Source organism: Serratia proteamaculans, from assembly GCF_004684015.1.
In the GTDB taxonomy this organism is placed as follows: domain Bacteria; phylum Pseudomonadota; class Gammaproteobacteria; order Enterobacterales; family Enterobacteriaceae; genus Serratia; species Serratia proteamaculans_F.
Window position 1 is genome coordinate 67,566 of sequence record NZ_SRIA01000016.1, and the last position, 22,864, is coordinate 90,429.

Annotated in this window: 21 protein-coding genes; 8 read left to right on the forward strand and 13 right to left on the reverse strand. The window is 56.6% G+C overall.

Going from position 1 to position 22,864, the window contains the following annotated elements:
- Window positions 1–5 precede the first annotated feature (5 nt).
- From rsxC to E5C26_RS11395, 6 genes are all read right to left on the reverse strand, one after another.
- Entirely contained in the window at window positions 6–2,231 is a 2,226-nt protein-coding gene (gene rsxC / locus E5C26_RS11370) for an electron transport complex subunit RsxC (RefSeq protein WP_135316389.1), read from the reverse strand.
- Window positions 2,224–2,796 carry an electron transport complex subunit RsxB gene (gene rsxB / locus E5C26_RS11375; RefSeq protein ID WP_012144971.1) on the reverse strand — a complete coding sequence of 191 codons (573 nt, stop codon included), beginning with the start codon at window positions 2,794–2,796 and terminating at the stop codon, window positions 2,224–2,226. The genes rsxC and rsxB overlap by 8 nt, the downstream gene beginning before the upstream one ends.
- The gene (gene rsxA / locus E5C26_RS11380) at window positions 2,796–3,377 is read right to left on the reverse strand and encodes an electron transport complex subunit RsxA (RefSeq protein WP_085116624.1); all 582 of its coding nucleotides are present in this window, start codon (window positions 3,375–3,377) and stop codon (window positions 2,796–2,798) included. Before rsxA ends, rsxB begins: the two co-directional genes overlap by 1 nt.
- 145 nt (window positions 3,378–3,522) lie before the next feature.
- Window positions 3,523–3,963, reverse strand: coding sequence for a DUF2569 domain-containing protein (locus E5C26_RS11385; protein ID WP_135316390.1), 441 nt, complete (start codon window positions 3,961–3,963; stop codon window positions 3,523–3,525).
- A 159-nt stretch (window positions 3,964–4,122) separates the two neighbouring features.
- Window positions 4,123–5,628 carry an L-arabinose isomerase gene (araA, locus tag E5C26_RS11390; protein WP_135316391.1) on the reverse strand — a complete coding sequence of 502 codons (1,506 nt, stop codon included), beginning with the start codon at window positions 5,626–5,628 and terminating at the stop codon, window positions 4,123–4,125.
- A 31-nt stretch (window positions 5,629–5,659) separates the two neighbouring features.
- Window positions 5,660–7,345 carry a ribulokinase gene (locus tag E5C26_RS11395; RefSeq protein ID WP_135316392.1) on the reverse strand — a complete coding sequence of 562 codons (1,686 nt, stop codon included), beginning with the start codon at window positions 7,343–7,345 and terminating at the stop codon, window positions 5,660–5,662.
- Between the two features lie 361 nt (window positions 7,346–7,706).
- Here E5C26_RS11395 and E5C26_RS11400 point away from each other — a divergent pair, with 361 nt between their 5' ends.
- The 8 genes from E5C26_RS11400 to E5C26_RS11435 all read left to right on the forward strand — a co-directional run bounded on the left by E5C26_RS11400 (window position 7,707) and on the right by E5C26_RS11435 (window position 17,628).
- Window positions 7,707–8,690 (forward strand): arabinose ABC transporter substrate-binding protein, encoded by a 984-nt coding sequence (locus E5C26_RS11400; RefSeq protein WP_135316393.1) that lies wholly within the window; start codon window positions 7,707–7,709, stop codon window positions 8,688–8,690.
- 61 nt (window positions 8,691–8,751) lie between these two features.
- Entirely contained in the window at window positions 8,752–10,287 is a 1,536-nt protein-coding gene (gene araG, locus E5C26_RS11405) for an L-arabinose ABC transporter ATP-binding protein AraG (protein WP_135316394.1), read from the forward strand.
- 17 nt (window positions 10,288–10,304) lie between these two features.
- A complete protein-coding gene (gene araH, locus E5C26_RS11410; RefSeq protein WP_135316395.1) occupies window positions 10,305–11,288 on the forward strand; it encodes an L-arabinose ABC transporter permease AraH in 984 nt (327 codons plus the stop codon).
- 98 nt (window positions 11,289–11,386) lie between these two features.
- The gene (araC, locus tag E5C26_RS11415; RefSeq protein WP_135316396.1) at window positions 11,387–12,304 is read left to right on the forward strand and encodes an arabinose operon transcriptional regulator AraC; all 918 of its coding nucleotides are present in this window, start codon (window positions 11,387–11,389) and stop codon (window positions 12,302–12,304) included.
- 81 nt (window positions 12,305–12,385) lie between these two features.
- The gene (locus E5C26_RS11420) at window positions 12,386–13,426 is read left to right on the forward strand and encodes an oxidoreductase (RefSeq protein ID WP_135316397.1); all 1,041 of its coding nucleotides are present in this window, start codon (window positions 12,386–12,388) and stop codon (window positions 13,424–13,426) included.
- A gap of 66 nt (window positions 13,427–13,492) precedes the next feature.
- Window positions 13,493–14,491: a bile acid:sodium symporter family protein gene (locus tag E5C26_RS11425; RefSeq protein WP_135316398.1), complete on the forward strand. Its 999-nt coding sequence runs from the start codon at window positions 13,493–13,495 to the stop codon at window positions 14,489–14,491.
- Between the two features lie 330 nt (window positions 14,492–14,821).
- On the forward strand, window positions 14,822–17,365 hold the full coding sequence (locus E5C26_RS11430; RefSeq protein ID WP_135316399.1) for a colicin-like bacteriocin tRNase domain-containing protein: 2,544 nt from the start codon (window positions 14,822–14,824) through the stop codon (window positions 17,363–17,365).
- 8 nt (window positions 17,366–17,373) lie between these two features.
- Entirely contained in the window at window positions 17,374–17,628 is a 255-nt protein-coding gene (locus E5C26_RS11435; RefSeq protein WP_135316400.1) for a colicin E3-like toxin immunity protein, read from the forward strand.
- A gap of 153 nt (window positions 17,629–17,781) precedes the next feature.
- Here E5C26_RS11435 and add read toward each other — a convergent pair whose 3' ends face one another.
- The 7 genes from add to E5C26_RS11470 form a co-directional block, all read right to left on the reverse strand.
- On the reverse strand, window positions 17,782–18,780 hold the full coding sequence (gene add, locus E5C26_RS11440) for an adenosine deaminase (protein WP_135316401.1): 999 nt from the start codon (window positions 18,778–18,780) through the stop codon (window positions 17,782–17,784).
- 188 nt (window positions 18,781–18,968) lie between these two features.
- Window positions 18,969–19,565 carry an AAA family ATPase gene (locus E5C26_RS11445; protein ID WP_135316402.1) on the reverse strand — a complete coding sequence of 199 codons (597 nt, stop codon included), beginning with the start codon at window positions 19,563–19,565 and terminating at the stop codon, window positions 18,969–18,971.
- Window positions 19,562–19,999 carry a PTS sugar transporter subunit IIA gene (locus E5C26_RS11450; protein ID WP_135316403.1) on the reverse strand — a complete coding sequence of 146 codons (438 nt, stop codon included), beginning with the start codon at window positions 19,997–19,999 and terminating at the stop codon, window positions 19,562–19,564. The genes E5C26_RS11445 and E5C26_RS11450 overlap by 4 nt, the downstream gene beginning before the upstream one ends.
- A 9-nt stretch (window positions 20,000–20,008) precedes the next feature.
- Window positions 20,009–20,278 (reverse strand): hypothetical protein, encoded by a 270-nt coding sequence (locus E5C26_RS11455; RefSeq protein WP_135316404.1) that lies wholly within the window; start codon window positions 20,276–20,278, stop codon window positions 20,009–20,011.
- 73 nt (window positions 20,279–20,351) lie between these two features.
- A complete protein-coding gene (locus E5C26_RS11460; RefSeq protein ID WP_135316405.1) occupies window positions 20,352–21,194 on the reverse strand; it encodes a class II fructose-bisphosphate aldolase in 843 nt (280 codons plus the stop codon).
- Entirely contained in the window at window positions 21,181–22,548 is a 1,368-nt protein-coding gene (locus E5C26_RS11465) for a PTS sugar transporter subunit IIC (RefSeq protein ID WP_135316406.1), read from the reverse strand. Before E5C26_RS11465 ends, E5C26_RS11460 begins: the two co-directional genes overlap by 14 nt.
- Complete coding sequence (locus E5C26_RS11470) at window positions 22,541–22,855, reverse strand: PTS sugar transporter subunit IIB (protein WP_135316407.1); 315 nt, start codon at window positions 22,853–22,855, stop codon at window positions 22,541–22,543. The genes E5C26_RS11465 and E5C26_RS11470 overlap by 8 nt, the downstream gene beginning before the upstream one ends.
- Between the last annotated feature and the right edge of the window lie 9 nt (window positions 22,856–22,864).

A 22,864-nucleotide genomic window follows, 5' to 3' on the forward strand; every position in this document is an offset into this window, starting at 1 on the left:
ATCCGTTACTCTTTATTTGTCTCCACCGTTGCCTGCTGCGCGGCTTTCTTGGCTTTGGCGCGGGCAATGGCGGCTGCGACCGCGGCCTTGCGTGGATCTTCTTCCGTCACCGCCGCTGGCGGCTCGACCGGTGTTTCCACCGCTGCGGCTTGCTGCGCGGCTTTCTTGGCTTTGGCGCGGGCAATGGCGGCTGCGACCGCGGCCTTGCGCGGGTCTTCTTCGGTCACCGTCACTGACGGCTCGACCGGCGTTTCCACCGCTGCGGCCTGCTGTGCCGCTTTCTTGGCTTTGGCGCGGGCAATGGCGGCGGCAACCGCGGCCTTGCGCGGATCTTCTTCCGTCACCGCCGCTGGCGGCTCGACCGGTGTTTCCACCGCTGTGGTCTGCTGCGCCGCTTTCTTGGCTTTGACTCGTGCCAGTGCGGCGGCAACTGCGGCCTTGCGCGGATCCTCTTCTGTCACCACTGCTGGTGATTCGGCAGGGGGTTCATCCGGCGTGGTCTGCTGCGCCGCTTTCTTGGCTTTGACTCGCGCCAGTGCGGCGGCCACTGCTGCTTTGCGCGGATCTTCATCTTCGTTAGCCGATGCCGTTACCGGTGCTACAGCGGTTTCCTGCTGGGCACGGCGTTCACGAGCCTGCGCTTTACGGGCCTCGCGCGCAGCGATCATCTCGCTGTTGTCCGGTGCATCACCGCTGATGGTGCCGGTCGCCGGTACCGCATTTTTACTGCGCACTCGCGCCAGAGCTGCCTGAACCGCATCCTGGTCGCCATCGGTCAGTTTGACTGCCGCTTTCTTATGGCGCTCTTCGCGCGCCAGTTTTTCACGTTCCAGACGCGCCAGTTTGGCTTCGTAACGTGCCTTGGCTTCAGCCGTGCGTGCCGCTTCCAGATCGATGGCTTTGATCTCGGCCTTCTCCTGACGGTAGTACTGCACCAGCGGGATATTGCTCGGGCAGACAAAGGCGCAGGCACCACATTCAATGCAGTCGAACAGATTATGATTGCGGGCTTTCTCGTGTTCTTCACCGCGGCTGAACCAGTAAAGCTGCTGCGGTAACAGGCCGGCCGGGCAGGCGTCAACACACAGGCCGCAGCGAATACAGGACTGCTCCGGCTCTTGCGGTGCCATTTCGCTGACCGAGGGGGCCAAAATACAGTTGCTGATCTTGACGATGGGGACATGGAGCGCGGGCAGGGTAAAGCCCATCAGCGGGCCGCCCATCACCACCATTTGCTGAGCCTGCGGCTGGAAACCGGCAAATTTCAACAGGTGCTGTACCGGTGTCCCTATGCGCGCCCACAGGTTGCCCGGCTGGCTTAGTGCCTCGCCGGTCAGAGTCACCACGCGTTCAATCAGCGGTTCGCCGTCGACAATCGCACGTTTAATGGCAAAGGCAGTACCGACGTTCTGCATCAGCACCCCAATAGCGGAGGAGTGCTTGCCGTGCGGCACTTCGCGCCCGGTCAAAATCTTGGTGAGCTGTTTGGCACCGCCGGAGGGGTATTTGGTTGGGATCACCCGCAGGGCAATGCCTGGCTGGTCGCGCAGTGCCAGTTTCAACGCGGCGATCGCTTCGGGTTTATTGTCCTCGATGCCAATCAGCGTGACTTTGGGTTGCAGCAGGTGGCGCAGAATCTGAGTGCCTTCAATCACCTGGTCGGCATGTTCCTGCATCAAACGGTCATCGGCAGTGATATAAGGCTCGCACTCTGCGGCGTTGAGGATCAGGGTTTCCACCCCGTTCATGCCGCCCTGCAGCTTGCTGGCGGTCGGGAAACCGGCGCCGCCCAGCCCGGCGATGCCGGCCTGATGAATACGTTGGATCAACTCACTGGTGGTCAGTTGACGGTAATCGGCCACCGGCGCACGCTCGCACCAGCGGTCTTCGCCGTCCGGCTGAATAATCACGCACAGTTCTGCCAACCCGGAAGGGTGAGCGGTGATATGCGGTGTGATGGCGCTGATGGTGCCGGAGGTCGGTGCGTGCACCGGTACGGTACGACCGCGACCGACGGTCAGCGGTTGGCCTTTCAGCACGGAGTCGCCGACCTTGACGCACAGTTCGCCTTCCGGCCCCAGATGCTGTTGCAGTGGGATAATGAACTTATCCGGCAGTGGGGCGGTACGCAGCGGTACACCGCTGGACTGGGTCTTCATTTCCGGCGGATGGATCCCGCCGTCGAAATCCCAAATCCGGTCTTTTTTGAAGGCGGCGAACAGGTTAAGCATGTTGCTCCACGTGGATCACTTGCACCGGTATCGTCTTCATGTCCCACTTCCAGTTGGCGGTAGTGGTGGCGACCGGTCTCATTTCAATACAGTCGGTAGGGCACGGTGCAACGCACAGGTCGCAGCCGGTACAAAGATCGGTAATCACGGTGTGCATGGCGCGGGTAGCGCCGACGATGGCGTCCACCGGGCAGGCCTGAATGCATTTGGTACAGCCAATACAGTTGGCTTCGTCAATGTAGGCGACCTGGCGTACCGGTTCGGCGGCGGCTTCGCTGCCCAATGGCTGCGGTTCGACATTGAGCAGTTCGGCCAGTTTCAGCATCACCTGCTCGCCACCCGGCGCGCATTTGTTAATCATCTCACCGTTGGCGACCGCTTCGGCATAAGGACGACAGCCGGGGTAGCCGCACTGGCCGCACTGGCTCTGTGGCAAGATCTCATCGACCTGTTCGGCCACCGGATCTTCTTCTACTTCAAAGCGGCGCGCGGCATAGCCCAGCACCAGACCGAACAGCAGGCCAAGGGCGCTTAATGCAGCAATCGCAATCCATAACGCGGTCATTAGAATTTCACCAGCCCGGTAAAGCCCATAAAGGCCAGCGACATCAGCCCGGCGGTGATCAACGCGATGGAAGAACCGCGGAAGGGTGCAGGCACGTCGGCAACCGCCAGACGTTCACGGATGGCGGCGAACAGCACCATCACCAGCGAGAAGCCCGCGGCGGCGCTAAAGCCATATACCGCAGACTGCAGGAAATTGTAGCCAAGGTTGACGTTAAGCAGCGCGACGCCGAGGACCGCACAGTTGGTGGTGATCAGCGGCAGGAATATGCCCAGCAGGCGATACAGCGCCGGGCTGGTTTTACGCACCACCATCTCGGTGAATTGCACCACCACGGCGATCACCAGAATAAATGACAGGGTGCGCAGATACACCAGATCCAACGGAACCAGAATAAAGGTATTGATCACCCAGGCGCTGACGGAGGCCATCGTCATCACGAAAGTGGTGGCCATTCCCATACCAATGGCACTTTCCAGCTTTTTGGAAACGCCGAGGAACGGGCACAGGCCAAGGAACTTCACCAGGACGAAGTTATTCACCAGTACGGTGCCGACAAACAGGAGCAGGTATTCGGTCATTGCGACGCCTAAAAAAATAAAAGCCGCCTATTATCGGGAATTGGCGGCCTGATCACAACATAGGGAAAGCAGGGTTATTGCCCTTTTTGCCCATTTTTGGCGAAAATTTACACAATTCTCCGCACAAAACGTGCCACAGGGGCGGTTAGTGTTCTGTGAAGGTGCCTTTGACCCGTTGAGATTTTTTCATATAAGGCACCAGCAATGCCGCCATCAGCAGTGGCCAGCCGAGACTGCGCACTGCCAGTTCATCCGGCACTGGCGCAAAGGCAAAGGCTTTCACCGCCAGTAGCACGGTAATCAGCAGCCACAGCAGGAACAATTTGGGGAAGCGCCGCGAACGGTGGCAGAACAGCCACAGCAGCCACAGGGTAAAGCACCACATTGCCAAGGTGGTCAGCACCGAGAAATACCACTGCATACTAAACGCCTGGGCGTTGGTGAGCAGGTATTCGCGCGATTCGGGGACGAAAATTGCCATGCCATACAGGAGCAGCATCAGACTGGCGCTAAGCAGGGTGACAATCAGATAGGCCATCGGGGCCAGCAACCAACCGCCAATACGGGTGTATTCAGCTTGGGACATATACGGCTTCCTGGGTAAGACAGGTTTCAATGTGACAGCCACATAGCTTAACGGGTAATGCGGGCTTCGTCATCAATATCAAACGGATGGTCGGGAGCAGGGCGGCGGTGCAGCACGTTTGGCTACCGGCAGGCGATTTTGCCACCGGTAGCCGGGCGATTAACGGCGGTTAAGTTGATAGTAGGCTTCGTTCCAGCGCAGTTCGTTTTTGAACGACGGCAGGGTGGTATCCTGGTCAATCAGTAAGAACTCGATGTTATGCATTTCGGCATACAACCGCAGCATATCGGCATCCAGCGCCTGGGAGAACACCGTGTGGTGGGCGCCGCCCGCCAGGATCCAGGCTTCGGCGGCGGTCGCCAGCGTGGGTTGGGCCCGCCAGATGGCGCGTGCCACCGGCAGCTTGGGCAGCGGGTGCGGTTGTTCCACGGTGTCCACCTGATTGACCAGCAGGCGGAAGCGATCGCCCATGTCGATCAGGCTGGCGTTGACCGCCGGGCCGGCCGGAGTCGAGAAAATCAACCGTGCCGGATCGGCCTTGCCACCGATACCGAGCGGCTGGATATCCAGCAGCGGTTTGGCTTCTTTGGCGATCGACGGGCAGACCTCCAGCATATGCGAGCCGACCACCAGATCGTTACCCGGTTGGAAATGATAGGTGTAATCCTCCATAAACGAGGTTCCGCCGTGCAACCCATCGGCCATTACTTTCAGGATGCGCAGCAGCGCGGCGGTTTTCCAGTCGCCTTCGCCGCCAAAGCCGTAGCCCTGTTGCATCAGGCGTTGTACCGCCAGCCCCGGCAGCTGTTTCATGCCGTGCAAGTCTTCAAAGTTGGTGGTGAAGGCCTGGAAGTTGCCCTGTTCGAGGAAGCGTTTCATGCCCAGCTCGATACGTGCCGCGTCAGTCAGGTTTTCGCGTTTTGCGCCGTTGAGTTTGGCCGCCTCGCTCAGCACATAACTGGCCTCATACTCTTCAATCAGCGTATCGACATCGCCACGGCTGACTTCGTTAATGCCGCTGACCAAATCGCCAATACCATAGGCATTGACCGAGTAACCAAACTGGATCTGTGCGCCGACCTTGTCGCCCTCGGTTACCGCCACCTCACGCATGTTGTCGCCAAAACGGGCCACTTTCAGCTGCTGCCCGGCCTGTTTGGCGCTGGCGACACGCATCCACTGGCCAATGCGCCGGTGTGCTTCGGGATCCTGCCAGTGACCGGCAATCACGCTGTGCTGCTGGCGCATACGGGCGCCGATAAAGCCGAACTCACGGCCGCCGTGGGCGGTTTGGTTGAGGTTCATAAAGTCCATATCCATGCTGTCCCAGGGCACCTGGGCGTTGAACTGGGTATGGAACTGCAACAGCGGCTTATGCAGCACGGACAACCCGGCGATCCACATTTTGGCCGGTGAGAAGGTGTGCAACCAGGCCAGGATGCCAATGCACTGCGGCTGATAGTTGGCGTCACGGCACAGAGCAGTGATTTCATCCGGCGTGGTGACCAGCGGTTTCAGCACCAGCTTTACCGGTAAGCCGGCTTCGCGGTTAAGGCTTTCCACTACCTGTTCGGCGTGCGCCTTGACCTGTTGCAGGGTTTGCGGACCGTACAGATGTTGGCTGCCGATGGCGAACCAAACTTCGCGCTGCTTGAATGCATTCATTAAAAAAGACTCCTCTGTATTGGGTATGGGCTTAATTTGCTGAACCGGAGGTCGGGGCGTAGCGCGGCTCGGCGGCCTGGCACCATTGTTGATAGCGTTGATAAAGTTGTTGGTAGCGAGCGACGCGCTGCGGATCGGGCTGCAGGGTTCGTTCGATGCCGCAGGCCATCTGGCGCTGGGCTTCGGGCACGCTGGTGAAACGGCTGGCGGCGACAGCGGCGAAGATGGCTGCACCCAACGCGCAGCACTGATCGGAAGCCACAATTTGCAGTGGTCGGTTCATCACGTCGGCACAGACCTGCATGATGGTCTGTGACTTACGCGCAATGCCGCCCAGGGCCAGCACGTTCTCGACCGGAATATCCTGCTGTTCAAAGCACTCCATAATGGCGCGGGCGCCAAAGGCGGTGGCGGCGATAAAACCGCCGAACAGCGTCGGTGCATCGGTGCCGAGGTTCAGATCGGCGATGACGCCTTTCAGCCGCTGGTTGGCGTAAGGGGTGCGTCGGCCGTTAAACCAGTCCAGCACCACCGGCAAATGATCCAGTGACGGGTTTGCCACCCAGGCATCGGTCAGTGCCGCCAGCAGACCGGCTTCAATTTTTTGTAGCTGTGGTTGCAGTTCAGGCTGGTTTTTTGCCGCTGTATGCAACGGCCAACTCAGCAGGCGGCTGAACCAGGCGTACATATCGCCAAAGGCCGACTGCCCGGCCTCCATACCAATCATCCCCGGCACTACGCTGCCGTCGACCTGACCGCAAATTCCCTCGATGGCGCGGCCGTCCACTCGCTGACGATCGGCGATCAGAATGTCGCAGGTGGAGGTGCCGATCACCTTCACCAAAGTATAAGGTTGGGCACCGGCACCGACGGCCCCCATATGGCAGTCGAAGGCCCCACCGGACAACACCACCGTGGTGGGTAGCCCGAGGCGTGCCGCCCATTCGGCGCTCAGGGTGCCTACTGGCAGGTCGGCGGTATGGCAATCTTCAAACAGCGGCCAGGGCAGGTGTTCCACCAACAGTGGGTCGAGTGCGGCAAAGAACGCCTTCGGCGGCAGGCCACCCCAGTCCGGATGCCACAGGGTTTTGTGGCCGACGCTACAGCGCCCACGTTTTAACTGATGTGGCGCGGTGGTCGCGGACAACAGCGCCGGTACCCAGTCGCACAGTTCAACCCAGGAGGCGGCGGCTTGGCGTACCTCGGCGTCCTGGCGTGTGACATGCAGGATCTTGGCCCAGAACCACTCAGAGGAGTAAACACCGCCGATATAGCGGGAATAATCGGGAAACTCGCCGCTGCGGCACAGCCGGTTGATGGCGTCTGCCTCTTCAATGGCGGTGTGATCCTTCCACAGCACAAACATGGCGTTGGGGTTATCGGCAAACTCCGGGCGCAGCGCCAGCACCTGGCCTTGCTCGTCGATCGGCGCCGGTGTGGAGCCGGTGGAGTCAACGCCAATGCCAATCACCTGTAGCCGCTGTTGCGGCGACAGGCGCTGCACCAGCGTGACAATCGCCTGTTCCATGGCTTCGATATAGTCGAGCGGATGGTGGCGAAAACGGTTCTCCGCCGCATTGCAGAATTCGCCGCGTTGCCAGCGGGGGTAATAGACCACTTCGGTATCCAGCTCAGTACCCTTATGGCAATCGACCGCCAATACCCGCACCGAGTCACTGCCGAAGTCCAGTCCCAGGGCAATAGCACCTGCCGTCATGATGTTGACTCCTGATGTGTTAATACGCTGTGACAACCATAGGAGCCGAAGCGCGGTGCAGGTGAGGAGCCGTTAGCTGGAAGTATGCACTTTTCTGCTTCCCGCAGTGGTTTTGTGACGGCTGTCATAAGTTATCGCTTGGCGGAATTTGCTAAATATATGCACATATCTGCTGTATTCCACGGATGTGATAGCGCTCTACATTTCAGTAACAAATACCCGCTAAAACTTAAGCCGTCTTACTCATGTTGTGGGTGAATGTCGCGATATAAGCGATGTGCCGACAGCAAACACCCTAATGATAACGTTTTCACGGCGAGCGGCTTTCTTCGCCACAGAGAACAAAATAGCGGAGAGCATCATGCATAAATTCACTAAGGCGCTGGTGACACTGAGTCTGGCGGCTGTTATGTCACATTCAGCTATCGCCGAGACCATGAAGCTGGGCTTTTTGGTCAAGCAGCCGGAGGAACCCTGGTTCCAGACCGAATGGAAGTTTGCCGACAAGGCCGGTAAGGATCTCGGTTTTGAAGTGATAAAAATCGCCGTGCCGGACGGAGAGAAAACCCTCAATGCCATCGACAGCCTGGCGGCCAGCGGGGCCAAGGGCTTTGTTATCTGCACGCCAGATCCGAAACTCGGCTCGGCGATTGTCGCCAAGGCGCGCAGTTACAACCTGAAAGTGATTGCGGTGGATGACCAGTTTGTCACCGCCAAGGGCAAACCTATGGACAGCGTGCCGTTAGTGATGATGGCCGCCACCAAAATCGGTGAGCGACAGGGTCAGGAATTGTGGAAAGAGCAGAACAAGCGCGGTTGGAAATTAGCCGACACCGCAGTGATGGCGATCACCGCCGATGAGCTGGACACCGCCCGTCGTCGCACTGGCGGGTCGATTGACGCGCTGAAGGCGGCCGGCTTCCCGGACAAACAAATTTATCGGGTGCCGACCAAATCCAACGATATCCCAGGGGCGTTTGACGCCGCCAACTCAATGCTGGTGCAGCATCCTGAAGTGAAAAACTGGCTGATTGTCGGCATGAACGACAACACCGTGCTGGGCGGCGTGCGCGCCACCGAAGGCCAGGGCTTCAAAGCGCCGAACGTGATCGGCATCGGTATCAACGGGGTGGATGCCGTCAGCGAGCTTTCCAAGGCACAGGCCACCGGTTTCTACGGTTCACTGCTGCCAAGCCCGGATATCCACGGTTACAAGAGTATCCAGATGCTGCATGACTGGGTCGAAAAGGGCGTAGAGCCGCAAAAGTTCACCGAAGTGACCGACGTGGTGCTGATCACCCGCGACAACTTTAAAACCGAACTGCAGAAAAAAGGCCTGATGTAATAAGCGAGCCGCCCACAGCACGTTGTCGGGCGGCATTTTTTAACTGCTGGAGGAGTGCACTATGACCGCCGCACTGCCGTATTTGGCGTTTAAAGGCATAGGTAAAACCTTCCCGGGCGTGAAGGCGCTGGATGACATCAGTTTTAGCTGTCAGGCCGGGCAGATCCACGCGCTGATGGGGGAAAATGGCGCCGGGAAATCCACGCTGTTGAAAATACTCAGTGGCAATTACGCGCCGACCCAGGGGGAAATTCAGCTGCAAGGGCGGCCGGTGCAGTTCGCCAACACCACCGATGCGTTAGATGCCGGGGTAGCGATTATTTATCAGGAACTGCATCTGGTGCCGGAAATGACGGTGGCGGAGAACATTTATCTCGGCCAGTTGCCGACCAAACGTGGGCTGGTGGACAGAAAACTGCTGCGCTACGAATCCCGCTTGCAGCTGGAACACCTCGGCCTGGATATTGATCCGGATACGCCGCTGAAATACCTGTCGATCGGCCAGTGGCAAATGGTGGAAATCGCCAAGGCGTTGGCGCGCAACGCCAAGGTGATCGCCTTTGACGAACCCACCAGTTCACTGTCGGCCAGAGAGATTGAACAACTGTTCCGGGTGATCCGGGAACTACGCGCCGAAGGGCGGGTGATCCTGTACGTCTCGCACCGTATGGAAGAAATCTTTGCCCTCAGCGACGCCATTACCGTGTTTAAAGATGGTCGCTATGTGCGCACCTTTGACGATATGCAGCAGGTGGATAACGCACAGTTGGTGCAGGCGATGGTCGGGCGCGATCTGGGCGACGTCTATGGCTACCAGCCACGTGAGCTGGGGCCGGTGCGACTGGAGCTCAAGGGGCTGAAAGCGCCGGGCGTCAAAACGGCGATCGATCTTAAGGTGCGGGCCGGGGAAATCGTCGGGCTGTTCGGCCTGGTGGGGGCCGGGCGCAGTGAACTGATGAAGGGCATCTTTGGTGCCACCCGGGTCAGCGCCGGTCAGTTGCGATTGGATGGGCAGACGCTGGCCATTCGGTCGCCGATTGATGCTATCCGCGCCGGGATCATGCTGTGCCCGGAGGATCGCAAGGCGGACGGCATCATCCCGGTACACTCGGTGCGTGACAACATCAACATCAGCGCACGGCGTAACAGTCTTCGTGCCGGTTGCCTGATCAACAAAGGATGGGAGGCCAGTAATGCCGAGCATCATATTCGTGCATTGAATATCAAAACGCCGAGTGCCGAGCAGTTAATTATGAATTTGTCCGGCGGCAACCAGCAGAAGGCCATTCTGGGCCGCTGGCTGTCGGAAGAGATGAAAGTGATTCTGCTCGATGAACCCACACGCGGCATCGACGTCGGCGCCAAGCATGAAATTTACCACGTCATCTACCAACTGGCGCAGCGCGGCATTGCGGTGCTGTTCGCCTCCAGTGACCTGCCCGAAGTGCTGGGGCTGGCGGACCGCATTCTGGTGATGCGGGAAGGCGCAGTGTCCGGCGAATTACTGCATGACGAGGCCAGCGAGGAAAAAGCCCTCAGCCTGGCGATGCTGCGCACCCCTGATATAGCCCCTGATGCCGCTGCGGCGGTGGCCTGATAGTGAAGGAGAAAGAGATGTCGACCATAACGACCCATTCTGTGAAAAATCGCAGCGGCCGGGGGCTGGCGCGAATTTGGGACAGCTACGGCATGCTGGTGGTGTTCGCGGTGCTGTTTTTAGCCTGCGCGCTGTTTGTGCCCAACTTTGGCTCCTTTATCAATATGAAAGGGCTGGGGCTGGCGATTTCAATGTCTGGCATGGTGGCCTGCGGCATGCTGTTCTGCCTGGCCTCCGGTGACTTTGACCTGTCGGTCGCTTCGGTGATTGCCTGCGCCGGGGTCACCACCGCGGTGGTGATCAACATGACCGAAAGCCTGTGGATTGGCGTGGCTGCCGGTCTGTTACTGGGCATGGTCTCCGGGTTGATTAACGGTTTTGTTATCGCCCGGCTGAAAATCAACGCGCTGATCACCACCCTGGCCACCATGCAGATTTTCCGCGGGCTGGCCTACATTATCTCCGACGGTAAAGCGGTGGGCATTGAGGACGAACGCTTCTTTACGCTGGGTTACGCCAACTGGCTGGGGCTGCCGGCGCCGATCTGGATCACTGTCGCCTGTCTGATCCTGTTTGGCTTCCTACTCAACAAGACCACCTTTGGCCGTAATACGCTGGCGATTGGCGGTAATGAAGAAGCCGCGCGGCTGGCTGGGGTGCCGGTCGTGCGCACAAAAATCGTGATCTTTATGCTGTCCGGGCTGGTGTCTGCGGCTGCCGGGATTATTTTGGCTTCGCGTATGACCAGCGGCCAGCCGATGACCTCAATTGGCTATGAGCTGATCGTGATCTCCGCCTGCGTGCTGGGCGGGGTGTCACTGAAAGGCGGCATCGGCAAAATTTCCTACGTGATCGCCGGTATTCTGATCCTCGGCACGGTGGAGAACGCCATGAACCTGCTGAATATCTCGCCGTTCTCGCAGTATGTGGTGCGCGGCGTGATCCTGCTGGCGGCGGTGATTTTCGACCGTTACAAGCAGCAGGCCAAGCGCAGCGTTTAAATTGCCAACCCTGTTCACAGTTCTGTTATCGGCCCGGGCAGTTATCCGCCGGGCCGCTAAGCTAGAGTATTGTTACCAAAGCCGTTCCGGGAGGACAGATGTATCATCGCATGGCACAGGAACCTCAGCCCAACCCGCTGTTACCGGGTTACACCTTTAACGCCTATCTGGTGGCGGGGTTGACGCCCATTATGGCGGACGGTCCGCTGGATTTCTTTATCGACCGCCCCGGCGGCATGAAAGGCTACATTCTCAACCTGACCATCAAGGGCCAGGGCAAGGTGTTTGACGGCGAAGATACCCTTTACTGTAACCCCGGCGACCTGTTGCTGTTTCCGCCCAAGGCGGCACATTACTATGGCCGTTCACCGGACAGCGACTGCTGGTATCACCGCTGGGTGTATTTTCGCCCACGCGCCTACTGGGCCGACTGGCTGGAATGGCACAGCAAAACCCATGAAGTGGGGCGGCTGACCTTACCGAACAATAACCTGCTGCTGGAGTTTGATCGGTTGTTCGCCAATATTGAACAGACTCAGCGCTCCGGTCGCCGCTTTGCCGAAGAGCTGGGGATGAACCTGCTGGAGCGTCTGCTGTTGCGCGCGATGGAGGAAGATCCGCTCAGCCCGCAGAAAATCATGGATCCACGGGTGATTGAAGCCTGCCAGTTTATCACCGGCAACCTGGCGGGAGAGTTGCGGATTGACGAGGTGGCGCGGCATGTCTGCCTGTCGCCATCGCGGTTGGCGCATCTGTTCCGCGAGCAGGTGGGCATCAATATTCTGCGCTGGCGCGAAGATCAGCGAGTGATCCGCGCCAAGCTGCTGTTGCAGACTACGCAAGAGTCAATCGCCACCATAGGTCGGGTGGTGGGCTATGACGATCAGCTGTACTTTTCCCGGGTATTTCGCAAGCGGGTGGGCGTTAGCCCGAGCGATTTCCGCCGCCGCAGCCTGGAGATAAACTATCCGGCCAGAAATCAGCGTGAACAGCCTTTCGCTATGGGCACGAATTAACATTAAATTTACTTCTTGTTCCTGCCTGCATCATGGTGTCAAATCTGATGGGTCTATTGCGAGCCAGTAAGAGGAAACACCATGGCAGAAAAAATTCGGGTTGGGCTGGTTGGTTACGGCTATGCCAGCAAAACCTTTCATGCGCCACTGATCGTTGGCACGCCCGGCGTTGAGCTGGCTGCCGTTTCCAGCAGCGATGCCGGTAAAGTGCACGCAGACTGGCCGTCGATGACGGTAGTCAGCGATCCGCAGGCGCTGTTCAACGACCCCTCTATTGATCTGATCGTCATTCCTACCCCCAACGATACCCACTTCCCGCTGGCGCAGCAGGCCATGGCCGCCGGTAAACATGTGGTGGTGGATAAGCCGTTTACCGTGACGTTGTCACAGGCTCAGGAATTAAAACAGCAGGCGGAGCAGAGCGGCAAGCTGTTGTCGGTGTTCCATAACCGTCGCTGGGACAGTGATTTTCTGACGCTTAAGACGCTGCTGAAAGAAGGCGCGCTCGGCGAGGTGGTTTATTTCGAATCTCATTTCGATCGCTTCCGACCAGAAGTGCGTCAGCGCTGGCGTGAGCTGGGCGGTGCAGGTAGCGGTATCTGGTACGATTTGGGGCCACACCTGATCGATCAGGCGCTGCAACTGTTTGGCAAGCCGGAAACGCTGTTTGTCGATCTGGCCGAACTGCGTCCGGGCGCGCAGTCGGTGGACTATTTCCACGCGGTGCTCAACTACGGCCAACACCGGGTGGTGCTGCACGGCACTGTGCTGGCGGCGGCGGAAACCGCGCGTTATATCGTGCATGGCACCCAGGGCAGCTTTATCAAATTTGGCCTGGATCCGCAGGAAGACCGGCTAAAAGCCGGTGAGCGCCTGCCGCAGGCAGACTGGGGTTATGACATGCGCGACGGTGTAGTGACGTTGTCACGTGATGGCGTGCTGGCGGAAAAACCGCTGCTGAGTATTCCGGGCAACTACCCGGCCTATTACGCGGCTGTGCGCGATGCGATTAACGGTGAGGGTGAAAACCCGGTACCGGCTGCCGATGCCATCCAGGTGATGGAACTGATCGAGCTGGGCCTGGAGTCTGCAAAACAGCAAAGAGCGCTGCCGGTAGCCTAATCGCCGCGCTTTGTTATCCGGGTTCGGCTGACCGAACCCGCCACATTCCTCGAAGGATCCGGTTCCATGTCCTGGTTGCAACGTCTGCGCATTGATAAATTTTTGCTGGTTTTGATTCTGGTGGTGATAGTCGCCTCGGTTTTCCCCTGCGAAGGGATATGGAAAACCTTCTTTGATCGCCTGACCACCGCCGCCATCGCGCTGCTGTTTTTTATGCATGGCGCCAAGCTGTCGCGTGAGGCGATTATCGCCGGTATGGGCCACTGGAAGCTGCATCTGGTGGTGTTCCTCAGCACCTTTGCGCTGTTCCCGTTGCTGGGGCTGGCGATGAATCTGATGGTGCCGGGGCTGATGACGCCGACGGTCTATATGGGCTTTCTTTACCTGTGTGCGCTGCCGGCCACGGTGCAGTCGGCCATTGCTTTCACTTCGGCGGCGGGTGGTAACGTGGCGGCGGCGGTCTGCAGCGCTTCGGCATCCAGCATTCTCGGCGTTTTCCTCTCGCCATTGTTGGTGGGCGCACTGATGCACACCCAGGGCGGTGATACTGACGTATTACACGCCATCGGTTCGATCATTTTGAAACTGATGGTGCCGTTTGTGGTGGGCCATCTGGCACGGCCTTTGATCGGCAAATGGGTCGATCGCCACCGCAAGCTGATTAATCTCACTGACCGGTCATCGATTCTGCTGGTGGTATATACCGCCTTTAGCGCCGCGGTGGTGGAAGGCATTTGGCACAAGATTGACGGCTGGTCGCTGCTGACCATCCTGGTGATGTCGTTGGTGCTGCTGACGATGGTGCTGATTATCAACACCTATGCCGCACGCTGGCTGGGATTCAATACTGCGGATGAGATCACTATTGTGTTCTGCGGTTCGAAAAAGAGCCTGGCGAACGGGATCCCGATGGCGAACGTGTTGTTCCCGGCGGCGGCGGTGGGTGCAATGGTGCTGCCGCTGATGATTTTCCATCAGGTGCAGCTAATGGTGTGTGCCGTGCTGGCCCAGCGCTATGCGCGCAAAACCGCCAAACAGCGGGCAGAAGTGCTGGCGGCGAAGTAAAAAATGGATTCGTTGAAGAAATGATCCGTTGTTTCATGGTAGGGGCGCTGCATGCTGCGCCCAATAGCATAATCAATAAGTTAAATCGCGGCGAACTTGTTCGTCCCCTACCGGTTTAGCCCTTACGCTGGTTTTTCAGCTGTCTGAATGGGTGCCTCTGTGCGCCCATCGTTAACCTCAACTCCCTTAATGTTATTTCTAATAGGTCCCCTCGTTTTGTTTGCGCCGCCACACAACAAGTGATTGTGCGGATGGCTTGATCATCTTTTAACCTCTCTTTAAATTACTGGTTGCACATACAGTTATTTTATTTCACAAAGGAGAAACACTATGAGTGGTGGAGATGGTAAAGACAGCCGCGGCCCTGGCGGCGGAGTAAACGGTGGCCCAACAGGGCTCGGCGGCAACGGAAACAAGAGTGGTGGAGTTGATGCATCGGATCACTCCGGTTGGAGCTCGGAGAACGATCCTTGGGGGGGTAAGAATACTGGTGGCAACACTGGCGGTGGTAATAATGGCGGCGACAGAGACCACCCAACCGGGAGTGGTGAGGTCAACCTGAGCCTGTTCCCTGAAGCGCAGGCATCGATTGCTCTAGGTGCACCGACCAACATTTCTCTAGTCGATGGCCTGTGGGGATTTAGCCTTCTTAAATCCAAAACCGTGCAATCAGTTATCACAGAAGCACTAGCCAAAGTAAAAACGTTGGGTGTACCAACAGTAGGCACGCTGTGGCGGGGCAGCCTATGGGGAGTGGTGGTAGAAGGTATTACACCAACAAAAATTGCCCCCGACGATATGTCAATGGTTCGGCACATTACGACCACATTGCCAGCGGATTTGGTGACTAAAACGCCTCTGGGGCAACTCCCCACGCAACCTGCTACAGTGGTTGATGCTCGTCTTTCTGATGTTGTCGACGAAGGTCAGCAGAAAGTGGCTGTCATACGTTCACCGTCAATGCCGATGAGTGTTCCGGTGGTTCAGGCCAAACCCACAAAACGGCCTGATGTATTTACCGCCGGGATCGTTCCGGGCTTGCCTGACATCCATATCCGTGTCAATGCACCAGCGCCACCAACGGCTCCAAAACCTGCGGATGGGCTTAGTGAGGTCAAAGATGCTCCTGCCAAACAGTTGCCGGCATCGGCTCCTGGCGGCAATACGCATGATGGGATTGTGGTGTTTCCTCCTGCTAGCAACCTCCCACCAGTTTATGTCGCTGTGGTGGAAGTCATGCCAGTGAATGAGGTTAATGCCCGAGAGGTTGAGCGTAAAGCGCTTCAGGCTTATCAGGATGCTCGGCAGCGCCGAGAGGCAACGCAAACGGCTCGCGACACAAAATCCAAAATATTCGGCTATTTGTTACCGGAAGACCTGGTGATTATTCAACGCCAGATTGAAGAAACGCAGGCGCAGATTGCACTCGGACAGGCGACGGCCAAACGCCAATCTATTCAGGAGTCTAATGCCAGAACTCGTCGTCAGGCGGCCCTTGCAGATCAGTACCATAGGGAACTGACCCGAACCAATGTCAGCACGGAAGAGCAGAGTGGTCGTCTGGCTTCACAACGTCAGGCGGAAACCGCCAAACGGGTAGAAATTGCAGAGTTCGAGCGTATTGGCAAAGAAAATGTGCAAAAGATCAGGGCCAGAGAACCCACTGACCCGGATATTGCCACTTTGTCCCCGCAAGCGCAGGCGGCTTTCTGGCGCAACCAGGCAAAAAAGGAGTTCGCTCTTTCTGTTGGCAATGGTGACCTCCCCAAATCCCCCCCGAGTATGGGCAGCAAACCCAGCCCATTATTCCTGGACCCACCGGCGTATTTCTGGCGGGAAAACGGGTTTGCGCTCAGTAATTATAATTCGGTGGCTGCCACGGAAACTTTGGAGAATGGCATCCGCAATGCCTTTGCCAGTGCTACGGAAACATTAGGTAAAACGACACCTGATAAGTTGTATTCGAATGGACAAGCAACGGCTGCCGAATTCGCTCAGATTTCCTTTGTTTTTTCCGAAAAGCTGAATGTATCGGCATTGACGGTCATGTCGTCGCTGGGGATCGACAGGTTGGGGCTAACTGGCGACGATGCAAGAAAAGCACTCGAGAGCTATAATTCTGCCCAGTTGCCGTTCCGCCTTGCATCCCGCCATACGGGTACAGAGGGCGATGAGAAAGTTCACATCGACATCGTTCGTCCGGACGAACGCAACCTGAAAGGTGCGGTGTCCCTGCGACCGCTGACATGGGATGCGGGTAAACGGGAATTACACTTTATTAGCGATGATGGTGCGATTTCACTGACCTGGACACCAGTGAATGATAAGGGTGTTTCCGGTTATCGAATTACCGTCACGCCGGCAGATGCCCCTGCGGGCAAGCTATCCACTGGAGGAAAAGTCGATGTGTCGGGGAAGGGAACATTGACGGCATTACCGTCGGGCGATGTTCAGAATATCCATGACTATATTCTTGTACCGCCGGTAGAAAGTGGCCTTGACCCAATTTATGTCATGTTCAACAAACCACGCAAGAAGGCCGGAAAGGATGACAAACCCGTGTTTGTCAAACCTCGGCAAGGAGTTAAAGAATATGGACATGACTACCACCCGTCCCCGAAAACTGATGAGATTAAGGGATTGGGTGAGTTAAGGCCCGCACCAAAGAAAACCCCGAAACAAAATGGCGGGGGGAAACGTGCAAGGTGGGTTGGAGATAAAGGTAACACTATCTATGAATGGGATTCGCAACATGGTGAACTCGAAGGTTATCGTGCCAGCGACGGACAGCACATTGGTTCTTTTGATCCCAAAACAGGTAAGCAACTTAAAGGGCCCGATCCAAAAGGCCGTAACATCAAAAAATATTTGTGAGGTTTATTATGGGCTTAAAATTACATCTTGAATGGTTTGATAACCAAACGGAAAATTTCATTGGTGAAGAGTACTCCAAAGACCTTGGTGATGATGGTTCTATCATTGAGCATTTGGGTTTGCCATTAAAAGATAACATAAACAATGGGGGGTTTGATGTCTTGAATGAATGGGTACCGTTTATACAACCCCATTTTAAAAACAAAATCGAAGCTGAGAAATATTGGTATCAAATTTCCTTTGATTACCGAGATAAGTGGTAATAGTTTTCCGTAATTGATGTGCAATGCCCAATAGTCGCTAGATTGTTGGGCATTTCCATGTCTGAGGATTTTCAGTAACACATGGGACGAAAGTAAAAAAGGCCAATCAGGTATGACTGACTGGCCCTATGCGTTTATTAACTCATTGTTCAATCAGCCGCGAACTTTATCGCGCAGCGCCTGCTTTTCCTGCTCGCTGAGGAACGCCATTTTCAGGCCGTTTTCCTGAGCGGTGCGGATCTCCGCCTCTGTCAGCCCGGCCTGTGGTGCCGCTACCCGGTATTCGTGCTCAATTTCGATGCCCTGAACCGCCGGATCGTCGGTGTTGATCGACGCCGTGACGCCGTGGCGCAGGAACTTCGCCAGCGGATGCTGCGCCAGTGACGGCACGGTGCTGGTCTGAATGTTGGAGGTCAGGCAGGACTCAACGCCAATGCCGTGTTCCGCCAGGAAGTCCATCAATGCAGGATCTTCAACGGCTTTCACCCCGTGACCGATGCGCTCGGCACCCAGCTCGCGGATCGCCTGCCAGATGCTTTCCGGGCCGGCAGCTTCACCGGCATGTACGGTAATGCGCAAACCGGCGTCACGGGCGCGATTAAAATGGTTGAGGAACAGGCCGCCTGGGAAGCCGAGTTCGTCACCGGCCAGGTCCAGCGCGGTAATACCATCACGGTGGGCCAGCAGGCCTTCAAGTTCTTGCAAACAGGCGGCCTCGCCGAAGGTACGGCTCATGATGCCGATCAGGCGCACATCAATGCCCAAATCGCGAGAACCGGAACGAATGCCATCAATCACTGATTCTACCACTCCCGCTACCGGCAACTGGTGCTTCATCGCCATGTAATACGGCGAGAAACGCAGTTCGGCATAGTGCAGACCGGCGTTGGCGGCATCCTCAACGTTTTCGTAAGCGACCCGGCGGCAGGCTTCCAAATCGCCCAGCACCGCCACACCCCAGTCGAGCTTTTGCAAAAAGCTGACCAGATCCGGTTCGGCATGGGTAATTTGCACGTGTGGACGCAGGGCTTCCAGTTCGTCGGCCGGCAGGGCAAGGTTAAACTGACGGCCCAGGTCGAGGATGGTTTGCGCACGGATGTTGCCGTCGAGGTGACGGTGGATGTCGGTCAGCGGAAGGCGGGAGTCAATCATGATGTGCACTCGTTATTTTGTTGTAGGTAAAGTGCAGATCAGTATAAAAACAAAATGATGAAAATTGCCATGTTGTTGCATAAAAAAGTGACTGTAATCACATTAATTGCGACCGATGCCGCATTTTTAAGCGATAGGCGGGAGAAAAATACTCCCGCGTCCTGGTTGGCCAAGGCGCCCTGAACACCTCAACCTACCTTCAGTTTGACGACATTTCCATCGGCCTTGGCACCCACGCCATGTTGTATCAGCCAATCTACCAGCCTGTCGATCTCCAGCGGTAGCGCTTGATCAACGCGGATCACCGGGCCGATAGCCATCGGCATGGCACGCTCGGCCAGCGCCCGCAACTCCGGCAAATATTCTGCGCCGGGGTGGCCGGCAGAGCGTTGGCCGAGGCGGGCAGCATAGCGCTCTGTCGCCAGTTCTGCGGAAATCTGGTTCCACACCTCCAGAGCTTGCGTCACACCCGCCTCGCGCAGATATTGACGCAACAGCTCTCTGGGCTGAAAACCGTACCAGGCGTCAATCACATAGATACAGCGCTGCGGCGCCTGTGCCACCATGGACCAAATGGCCTGATAGGCGGCGTAACCTAGCCGACGGTTAAACTCGCGATCCACGTTGTCCAGCCGCGCCATAAAGGGTTCCTTGATGCCGTCGAGGCTCAAATAAGGCAGGCCAAAGTGCTGCGCCAGCGCACGGGCGAGGGTGCTCTTGCCAGAAGCCGGAATGCCATTGACCAAAATAACGGTTTTACCGCCGTTGTCAGTTAGCGCAGTCATAAGATTGCTACCACCTCTTGCCACAGTTTGGCGGCGCGCAGTTTATCGAGCCGCTGTTTGTTGTCCAGCAACTCGACAATTGCCCGGATGCCTTCTTCAATATGCCGGTTGCTGTCCGTCGCGCCGAACAGGATGACGATATCGGCCTTTTCACTGCCTTGAAAGGCGATGGCCTGATCCAGCAACACCATGCTGAAACAATTTTTGATCACGCCACACTCGGGCCGGGCATGGGGGATGGCAATCCCCTCGTCAAACACATAATAAGCGCCATTGGCCAGCGTATTGTTGATCACCGCCTGGTGATAGGAAGGGTGAATATAGCCGTTATCGACCAAAGGCCTTGCCGCCAACTCAATTACCTTTTGCCAGTCCGTTTCCTGTACGCCGACCTGTATTGCGCCGGCCTCGATCAACAGTTGTTTAATGGTCATTATGTTCCCTCAAAGAGACTTCCTGATAATATTGCGCAGCTCGTCCATCTTGATAAAAACCCTATCGATATCCTGATGGTGATTTTTATTTTTGGCATAAATCTTTAATGCCCGATTATAGGCCAGCATTAATGTTTTATGAATTTCGCCATTTGCCGGCGTGGTGGCCAATTGCTGCTCCAATAAAGTTATTTCGGCTGATATATCATTGGCTTCAGCATCATTGTGCCCGTCGGGTGCCGATTGTTTTTCGCGCAGACGTTTGATGAAGTTAAGCATGATTGTCTCCAGCCCTGACGGGTGCCAGGGCACCAGGGTTGTGGGTTATATTAAAATGAAATTAGAGTCGTCTTTATCTAAACAGGCCGATTTTTTCCGTTAATACCTGAGTGACGGCATTATTGGCCGGGATCAGGAATTTGCGCACGCTGTCATTCACCTTGCCCTTTTCAAATGTCTGCATGCAGCGGCCGACCCATTGCACGTTCATTTCGGTACCGACATTGACCTTTTCAATGCCGCCTGCCACTGCTCGTCGCATGTCCTCATCGCTGACCCCGGTGCCGCCGTGCAGCACCAGTGGGGTACGGGTGGCCGCGGTGATTTCCGCCAGCCGCTGATGCTGGATATGTGCCTTGCCGGTATACATGCCGTGCACGGTACCGACCGAAACGGCCAACATGTCGACCCCAGTTTCATCGACAAAGCGTTTGGCGTCTTCCACCGTGGTAAAGGTGATGTCTTCTTCCGCCACCGCCTTGCCGTCCTCCGAGCCGCCGATAGCGCCCAATTCGGCCTCAACCGAAACATTGCGCTGGCGTGCAATGTCGATCACCTTGCGGGTATTGGCGATGTTCTCGTCCATTTCCAGGTGCGAACCGTCGTACATCACCGAACTGAAACCGGCATCGATCGCGGTCACGATGGAGGCGATATCCGAGCAGTGATCCAGATGCAGGCAGGTGGGGACATCTTCGCTCTCTGCCAGTGAGCGTACCGAATCAACCAGCAGTTTGTAGCCCAGATACTCGGCGGTGCCGGTCGAAATCTGGATCATCAGCGGGCTGTGGGTGTCCTTGGCCGCTTTGAAAAAGGCCGGCAGCATCTCCAGACAGTGGAGGTTGAATGAACCTATTGCCTTGAAATCACGGGCTTTAGCCACCGACAATAGCTCGTTGAAGTTATAGAGTTTCATGGACTTTTTCCTCATGGTGCTTGGTTGATTTACCGTTAACAAACCACGCAATCAGCGTGACGAAGATGATGAACAGAGCGATGAACAGCCAGTTGCCCTGGAAGGCATGCCCCATCACCAGGCCGCTACTGATGACGTCGGAGTCGCTGAAGGTCACGCCAACAAAACCGTAGCTTTCCAGCATCGGTACCAGAATGGCGGGCAGGAAGGTGATAAACAGACCGTGGACCACGCCGCCGATCATGGCACCGCGTCGGCCGCCAAGTGCGTTGCCGAAGATACCCGCCGTGCCACCGGCAAAGAAGTTGGTCAACAGGCCGGGCAGGATCATCGCCAGTCCGAACATCGGGAAAACAATCATGCCGATGATGGAACCCAGGGTGGTGGCCAGGAAGCCAACGATCACCGCGTTAGGGGCGTAGGGGAACAACACCGGGCAGTCCAGTGCCGGTTTGGCATCCGGCACGATGCGCATGGCGATACCACGAAAGGCCGGGACCAGCTCATTGAGCAACAGACGCACGCCGCTGTAGAGGATAAAGACCCCGGCGACAAACTGGATGGCCTGCATAAAGGAGTACATCAGGTAATTCATGCCACCGGCATACTGGGCGATGTACTGTGGGCCGGCTGCCAGTGCGGGGATCAGGTACATCGGGATCATCACCACCGCCATCGACAGGTAGGTGTCCTGGAGGAACTTGAAGTTGTCGGGCAGCTCCAGATCTTCGGTTGAGCGCGAGCCTTTGCCGACCACCTTGGCGACGGCAGCCTGTACCAGATAACCGATGGTGCAGAAATGCCCCAAAGCTACGTCATCCGAACCGGTGATTTTACGCACCACCGGCTGGGCTAACGCCGGCATTAACACCGCCATTACGCCGCCAAATATGCCGCCGGTCAGGATCAGCGGCAGGCCGGTTAACCCCGCTTTATAGCCGATCACCGCCCCGATGGTGGCCATCCACAGCAATGCCTGCCCGGTCAGGAAGATGTATTTGAATGGAGTGATACGCGCGATGATGATATTCACCGCGAAAATCACCATCAGCGTCATCGCCACTTCCGAGCCGAGTTCGCGGTTGGCCAGACCGGCAATGGCGGCGACATCGGTGATGTAACCGGTCATGCCGAAGCCGTGAGTGAAGATACTGTTCAGATAGGTCAGGGCGCCGACAATAATGTTGATGCCCGCCATCATGATCAGAAAGCCCAGCAGGGTTTTAAAGGTGCCTTCGGCCACTTTACCGGTGGATTTTTTCTGCAGTATCAGCCCGAGCATGGCGATAAAAGCGATCAGGATCGAAGCCTGACCGAGCAGGTCCTTGACGATAAAGTTAACCAGGCTATTCATGGTGAGCTTCCTTCATATCGCGCTCTTTTAAAAAGGCCACAATCTTTTGCTCAATTTCCACTTTATCGGTGAGCCGATGAAGAATAATGACCCGTTTCTTTTCTTCTTCGCTGGCGTCGGCATTTAAAATGTCGGCGAAGGTTTTTTGGGTGAGAATAATGTCCGATTTAAAGGCACTGGCCTCAGAGATGGTGGTGTGGTCAATATCGGCCTCAATCTCTAATTTTTTCAGCACCGCTCTTGCGCTCATTTCGATAGCAAAGCTGGAGCCGAGGCCACAGCCACATACGCACAGTATTTTAAGCATGGGTATCTC

Excerpts from the sequence above, each read along its gene's own strand:
- rsxC (WP_135316389.1), bottom strand. The coding sequence starts at position 2,231 with ATGCTTAACCTGTTCGCCGCCTTCAAAAAAGACCGGATTTGGGATTTC.
- rsxB (WP_012144971.1), bottom strand. The coding sequence starts at position 2,796 with ATGACCGCGTTATGGATTGCGATTGCTGCATTAAGCGCCCTTGGCCTG.
- rsxA (WP_085116624.1), bottom strand. The coding sequence starts at position 3,377 with ATGACCGAATACCTGCTCCTGTTTGTCGGCACCGTACTGGTGAATAAC.
- E5C26_RS11385 (WP_135316390.1), bottom strand. The coding sequence starts at position 3,963 with ATGTCCCAAGCTGAATACACCCGTATTGGCGGTTGGTTGCTGGCCCCG.
- araA (WP_135316391.1), bottom strand. The coding sequence starts at position 5,628 with ATGAATGCATTCAAGCAGCGCGAAGTTTGGTTCGCCATCGGCAGCCAA.
- E5C26_RS11395 (WP_135316392.1), bottom strand. The coding sequence starts at position 7,345 with ATGACGGCAGGTGCTATTGCCCTGGGACTGGACTTCGGCAGTGACTCG.
- E5C26_RS11400 (WP_135316393.1), top strand. The coding sequence starts at position 7,707 with ATGCATAAATTCACTAAGGCGCTGGTGACACTGAGTCTGGCGGCTGTT.
- araG (WP_135316394.1), top strand. The coding sequence starts at position 8,752 with ATGACCGCCGCACTGCCGTATTTGGCGTTTAAAGGCATAGGTAAAACC.
- araH (WP_135316395.1), top strand. The coding sequence starts at position 10,305 with ATGTCGACCATAACGACCCATTCTGTGAAAAATCGCAGCGGCCGGGGG.
- araC (WP_135316396.1), top strand. The coding sequence starts at position 11,387 with ATGTATCATCGCATGGCACAGGAACCTCAGCCCAACCCGCTGTTACCG.
- E5C26_RS11420 (WP_135316397.1), top strand. The coding sequence starts at position 12,386 with ATGGCAGAAAAAATTCGGGTTGGGCTGGTTGGTTACGGCTATGCCAGC.
- E5C26_RS11425 (WP_135316398.1), top strand. The coding sequence starts at position 13,493 with ATGTCCTGGTTGCAACGTCTGCGCATTGATAAATTTTTGCTGGTTTTG.
- E5C26_RS11430 (WP_135316399.1), top strand. The coding sequence starts at position 14,822 with ATGAGTGGTGGAGATGGTAAAGACAGCCGCGGCCCTGGCGGCGGAGTA.
- E5C26_RS11435 (WP_135316400.1), top strand. The coding sequence starts at position 17,374 with ATGGGCTTAAAATTACATCTTGAATGGTTTGATAACCAAACGGAAAAT.
- add (WP_135316401.1), bottom strand. The coding sequence starts at position 18,780 with ATGATTGACTCCCGCCTTCCGCTGACCGACATCCACCGTCACCTCGAC.
- E5C26_RS11445 (WP_135316402.1), bottom strand. The coding sequence starts at position 19,565 with ATGACTGCGCTAACTGACAACGGCGGTAAAACCGTTATTTTGGTCAAT.
- E5C26_RS11450 (WP_135316403.1), bottom strand. The coding sequence starts at position 19,999 with ATGACCATTAAACAACTGTTGATCGAGGCCGGCGCAATACAGGTCGGC.
- E5C26_RS11455 (WP_135316404.1), bottom strand. The coding sequence starts at position 20,278 with ATGCTTAACTTCATCAAACGTCTGCGCGAAAAACAATCGGCACCCGAC.
- E5C26_RS11460 (WP_135316405.1), bottom strand. The coding sequence starts at position 21,194 with ATGAAACTCTATAACTTCAACGAGCTATTGTCGGTGGCTAAAGCCCGT.
- E5C26_RS11465 (WP_135316406.1), bottom strand. The coding sequence starts at position 22,548 with ATGAATAGCCTGGTTAACTTTATCGTCAAGGACCTGCTCGGTCAGGCT.
- E5C26_RS11470 (WP_135316407.1), bottom strand. The coding sequence starts at position 22,855 with ATGCTTAAAATACTGTGCGTATGTGGCTGTGGCCTCGGCTCCAGCTTT.